Here is a 4,723-nt window from a genome sequence, read left to right on the forward strand (position 1 = left end):
CTTCTTGTCCGGCCGCAGCCAGAAGGTGAAGACGGAAATCTCGGCCGCCATGCAGCAGGCGTCGGAAGCTCTCGATTTCGAGCGCGCCGCGATCTATCGCGATCGACTTGCGGCCCTGTCGCATGTGCAGAGCCACCAGGGCATCAATCCAGCGACCGTCGACGAAGCCGACGTCTTCGCCATCCATCAGGAAGGCGGCCAGGTCTGCATCCAGGTGTTCTTCTTCCGCACCGGCCAGAACTGGGGCAACCGCGCCTATTTCCCCAAGGCCGATCCGGCGTTGGAAGCAGCCGAGGTGCTGGGTTCGTTCCTGGCGCAGTTCTATGACGACAAGCCGACGCCGCGGAACATTCTTCTGTCGCATGGCGTCGAGGATCAGGAACTGCTGGCCGAGGCGCTCTCCACCCGAGCTGGCCGCAAGGTCGCGATCTCCGTGCCGCAGCGCGGCGAGAAGAAGGACCTGACCGACAACGCTTTGCAGAATGCCCGCGAAGCGCTCGGACGCCGGCTGGCTGAAACCTCCACCCAGGGACGCCTGCTTGCGGGTTTCGCCGAGACATTCGGCCTGGCCAAGCCGCCGGTGCGCATCGAGGTCTACGACAACTCACACATCATGGGCACCAACGCGGTCGGCGCCATGGTCGTCGCCGGACCGGAAGGGTTCGTGAAGAACCAGTACCGGAAATTCAACATCCGCTCGACCGAGATCACACCTGGCGACGATTTCGGCATGATGCGCGAGGTGATGGAGCGACGTTTTTCGCGGCTGCTGAAGGAGCATGGCGATGTCCCGGCTGGGGATGCAGCTGATGGTTCGGCGGACGATATGGACGACGATATCTCCGGCAGCTTCCCGGCCTGGCCCGATGTCATCCTGATCGACGGTGGCCAGGGCCAGATGACCGCGGTGCGCAAGATCCTCGCCGATCTCGGCATCGAGGACCGGGTGGTGGCCATCGGTATCGCCAAGGGCCAGGACCGCGACGCCGGCCGTGAGCGTTTCTTCGTCAAAGGCAGGGACTCGTTTTCGCTGCCGGTTCGCGATCCCGTGCTCTATTTCGTCCAGCGCCTGCGCGACGAGGTCCACCGTTTCGCCATCGGTTCGCATCGGGCTCGCCGCAAGAAGGAGATGGTCAAGAGCCCGCTCGACGAGATCAGCGGCATCGGTCCCGGCCGCAAGCGGGCATTGCTGTTGGCATTCGGCACCGCCAAGGCGGTCAGCCGCGCGGCCATCGAGGATCTGCGGAAAGTCGACGGAATTTCCGAACAGGTGGCGAAACTGGTCTACAATCATTTCCACGAGAGTTGAAAAATCCGGCACTTTCATCCGGCCTGTCGAATCTGGCCTGTTGACCCCCTACATTCGCATCTGATTTGAGTAGGCAGGCAGAAAGAGTTTCCCAGACATGGCCAAGCGCGCGTTCAACCTGCCCAATATGCTCACCTACGCCCGCATCGTCGCGGTGCCGCTAGTGGTGCTGTGCTTTTTTCTCGAAGGACATCTGAAGTCGAGCGACTTTGCCCGCTGGTCGGCGCTGATCATCTTCCTGCTCGCCTCGATCACCGATTATCTGGACGGCTATCTGGCACGCGCCTGGCAGCAGACCTCCAACATCGGCAAGATGCTCGACCCGATCGCCGACAAGCTGCTGGTCGCCACATGCCTGCTGCTGCTGGCCGCCGATACCGATCGCCATGCGGGCATTGCCGGCTGGTCGTTGTGGGCGGCGATCATCATCCTGTGCCGTGAAATCCTGGTTTCGGGCCTGCGCGAGTATCTGGCGGCGCTGAAAGTCTCGGTGCCGGTGACGCAGTTGGCAAAATGGAAAACCGCGATCCAGATGGTCGCCATAGCGTTCCTCTTGGCCGGACCGGCCGGCGACAAGATCTTTCCGCTGACCACGCAGACCGGGCTGGTTCTGCTGTGGATCGCGGCGTTGGTCACGCTCTACACCGGCTACGATTATTTCCGCGCCGGCCTCAAGCACATCATGGACGAGTGAGATGACGACACGGCTCATCTATTTTGCCTGGGTGCGCGAACGCATCGGCATGGCTGAGGAGGATGTCGACCTGCCTGCGGGCATCGAGACGGTGACCGATCTCCTGCGCTGGCTGAAATCGCGCGGCGATGGCTACGAGCACGCTCTGCAATATCCCGACGTGATCCGCGTCGCCATCAACCAGGAACATGTCGAGCACCGCGAGAAGATCGCGGGCGCCCGCGAAATCGCGCTGTTCCCGCCGATGACCGGGGGCTGACATGAGCGGCGCGGTCTTGCCTGTCGTGCGCATTCAGCGCCAGGATTTTGACGTCGCCGCCGAGATCGCCAGACTGACGCAAGGCCGCGCCGATATCGGCGCCGTGGTGACCTTCTCCGGCCTTTGCCGCGACGAGCAAGGCGCGCTCTCAGCGCTCGAGCTCGAACACTACCCCGGCATGGCCGAAGCGGAAATCGCCCGCATCGCTGTTGAAGCGGTCGAGCGTTGGCCATTGCAGGGGCTCACCGCCATCCACCGCCACGGGAAGATCGCGCCCGGCGAGAACATCGTGCTGGTGGTGGCAGCCTCGGCGCATCGCCATGCGGCGTTCGAGGCGGCGAATTTTCTGATGGACTATCTCAAATCGCGCGCGCCTTTCTGGAAGAAGGAGCATCGGGCTGACGGCTCGGAGGGTGGCTGGGTCGAGGCCAAGGAAGCCGATGCAAACGCCGCGCAACGCTGGTATCAGTCCGAATAAGATCCGCCGCAGCCATGCATTGACCGCAATCCTTTGGCCAATTGGCGGGATTGGTCAGCCTCGGCATTGGCAGCCCGGGGCATTGGCAGCCCGGGGTGAGGGAGATGGTCATGCTGGACAGGATCGCGGAGTTCTTGATCTTCGGTTTCGTGCCTCTGGTCGTCGGCATATTGGCCGTTCCGGAGCAGTCTGTTGCCGCCGAAAGGGCCGTGAGAGGCGAGGTGATCTATCGCGAGCGCATTGCCTTGCCGCCCAGTGCCGTGCTCTCCGTCCAGCTGGCGGACGTGTCGCTGGCCGACGCGCCGGCCACCATCATCGGTGAGCAGCAAGTAAAGCCGGCAGGCCAGGTGCCGATCAGCTTCGAGATCAAATTCGACCCTTCGGTCATCCGGTCGCAGATGACTTACGCGTTGCAAGCCCGCATCACCGTCGACGACAAGCTGCTGTTCATCTCCGATATGCGCCACCAGGTCGATCCGTTGGCCGGCTTGCCGCAGACCATCATGCTGAAGATGGTCACCCCGAGTGCCGAGCCGACGGCTTCCGTCTTCGACCAGCTCTGGCTGGTCGACTATATCGACGGCATCGGCGCTATTGCTGCCCCGCAAGCGACGTTCAGGGTCAGCGGGGCCGGCAAGGCGGGCGGCAGCGGCCCCTGCAACACCTACTTCGCCACCGCCAAACTCGATGGGCAAACGATCGCGATCAGAGACATCGGCTCGACCTACAAGGCCTGTGCGCCCGAGGTGATGGCCGAGGAAAAGGCGCTGTTCGATGCGTTGGCCAAGGCGGCGTCATACCGTGTCGATGCCGGAAAGCTCATCATTGTCGACAAGGATGGCCGCGAGATCCTGCGCTTCAGCGCGGCGAGCTGACCCCGACGAAAAAGGCCGGCGAAACGCCGGCCTTTTCAAGTAATCCAAGGTCTGGATTATCGGCTCAGCCGACGATCTCGGTGTCCGAGAACCAGTACTTGATCTCTTCTGCCGCGGTCTCCGGCGCGTCGGAGCCGTGCACCGAGTTTTCGCCGATCGACAGCGCGTGAACCTTGCGGATGGTACCTTCGGCGGCGTTGGCCGGGTTGGTGGCGCCCATCACTTCGCGGTTCCTGGCAATGGCGTTCTCGCCTTCCAGCACCTGGACGACGGTCGGTGCCGACGACATGAATTCAACCAGTTCGCCGAAGAAGGGGCGGTCCTTGTGGACGGCATAGAAGCCTTCCGCTTCGCGGCGGCTCATCCAGACCCGGCGCGAGGCGATGACGCGCAGGCCTGCCTCTTCCAGCATCCTGGTGATGGCACCAGTGAGATTGCGCCGGGTTGCGTCCGGCTTGATCATGGAAAATGTGCGTTCGAGCGCCATGGGTCGTCCTTGTCTGAGAATGGAATTGAGAGTGGCGGGCTCTATACAAGCCGCCCGGCCCATTGCCAAGAGGCCCCGATCAGACGGCTACACAGCAACGCGTTGCTTGCTATACTCGCGTGTCGGCGCCGCGCTGAGGTCGGGCCGTATGGAGACACCATGACCATGACAGACGATCGTCAGGAACGCATTCGCAACCGTGCGCACCAGCTCTGGCTGCAAGAGGGCCAGCCGGCTGGACATCATGAGCGCCATTGGCATCAGGCGGCGGCCGATGTCGACCAGGAGGACGCCGCGGGCAAGTCGGCAGCCAAAAAGCCAACGAAGAAGGCAGCTGGCGCAGGCAAGGCAAAGGCCGCCCCCAAGGAGGCAAAGGCTGCCACGAAGGCCGGCAAGCCAAAGAAGGCGGCCAAGTAAGTACTGCTTTACGGCGTCAAGCCGCGGCGGCGACCTTTCGTCCCAGCCCGCCATGCAGGTCGAGGCAGCGGGCGAACCACTGCGCCACCACGTCGCCGTCGTCGAGCAGTTGGTAGGGCGAGGCTATGCGCGCCCATTGCAGGGCGCCGAAGACGATATAGTCGCTGAACAGCGGCGCCGCGCCGCCGATGAATGGCTGATAGA

7 protein-coding genes and 1 pseudogene are annotated in these 4,723 nt (G+C 63.1%); 6 read left to right on the plus strand and 2 right to left on the minus strand.

Going from position 1 to position 4,723, the window contains the following annotated elements; genetic code table 11:
• The 5 genes from EOD15_RS28825 to EOD15_RS28845 all read left to right on the plus strand — a co-directional run.
• Window positions 1–1,309, plus strand: a 1,309-nt coding sequence (locus EOD15_RS28825) for an excinuclease ABC subunit UvrC (protein ID WP_127409065.1), incomplete at its 5' end; no start/stop codon positions are given.
• A gap of 97 nt (window positions 1,310–1,406) precedes the next feature.
• Window positions 1,407–2,003, plus strand: coding sequence for a CDP-diacylglycerol--glycerol-3-phosphate 3-phosphatidyltransferase (gene pgsA, locus EOD15_RS28830; RefSeq protein ID WP_023673449.1), 597 nt, complete (start codon window positions 1,407–1,409; stop codon window positions 2,001–2,003).
• A gap of 1 nt (window position 2,004) precedes the next feature.
• Window positions 2,005–2,262: a molybdopterin converting factor subunit 1 gene (gene moaD, locus EOD15_RS28835; RefSeq protein WP_127267618.1), complete on the plus strand. Its 258-nt coding sequence runs from the start codon at window positions 2,005–2,007 to the stop codon at window positions 2,260–2,262.
• 1 nt (window position 2,263) lies between these two features.
• Window positions 2,264–2,740, plus strand: a complete 477-nt coding sequence (locus tag EOD15_RS28840; protein WP_127267617.1) for a molybdenum cofactor biosynthesis protein MoaE — start codon at window positions 2,264–2,266, stop codon at window positions 2,738–2,740.
• Between the two features lie 110 nt (window positions 2,741–2,850).
• A complete protein-coding gene (locus EOD15_RS28845; protein WP_127319019.1) occupies window positions 2,851–3,615 on the plus strand; it encodes a YbaY family lipoprotein in 765 nt (254 codons plus the stop codon).
• A 64-nt stretch (window positions 3,616–3,679) separates the two neighbouring features.
• Here the strand turns inward: EOD15_RS28845 and ndk are convergent, their stop codons facing one another.
• The gene (ndk, locus tag EOD15_RS28850) at window positions 3,680–4,102 is read right to left on the minus strand and encodes a nucleoside-diphosphate kinase (protein ID WP_013532476.1); all 423 of its coding nucleotides are present in this window, start codon (window positions 4,100–4,102) and stop codon (window positions 3,680–3,682) included.
• 159 nt (window positions 4,103–4,261) lie between these two features.
• Here ndk and EOD15_RS28855 point away from each other — a divergent pair, with 159 nt between their 5' ends.
• A complete protein-coding gene (locus EOD15_RS28855) occupies window positions 4,262–4,519 on the plus strand; it encodes a DUF2934 domain-containing protein (protein WP_127319017.1) in 258 nt (85 codons plus the stop codon).
• Window positions 4,520–4,535: 16 nt separating this feature from the next.
• On the opposite strand, the pseudogene EOD15_RS28860 reads toward EOD15_RS28855, so the two are convergent.
• Window positions 4,536–4,723, minus strand: a pseudogene (locus EOD15_RS28860) (glutathione S-transferase family protein); the annotation flags it as partial.

Source organism: Mesorhizobium sp. M7A.T.Ca.US.000.02.2.1, from assembly GCF_003996995.1.
Classification (GTDB): Bacteria; Pseudomonadota; Alphaproteobacteria; order Rhizobiales; family Rhizobiaceae; genus Mesorhizobium.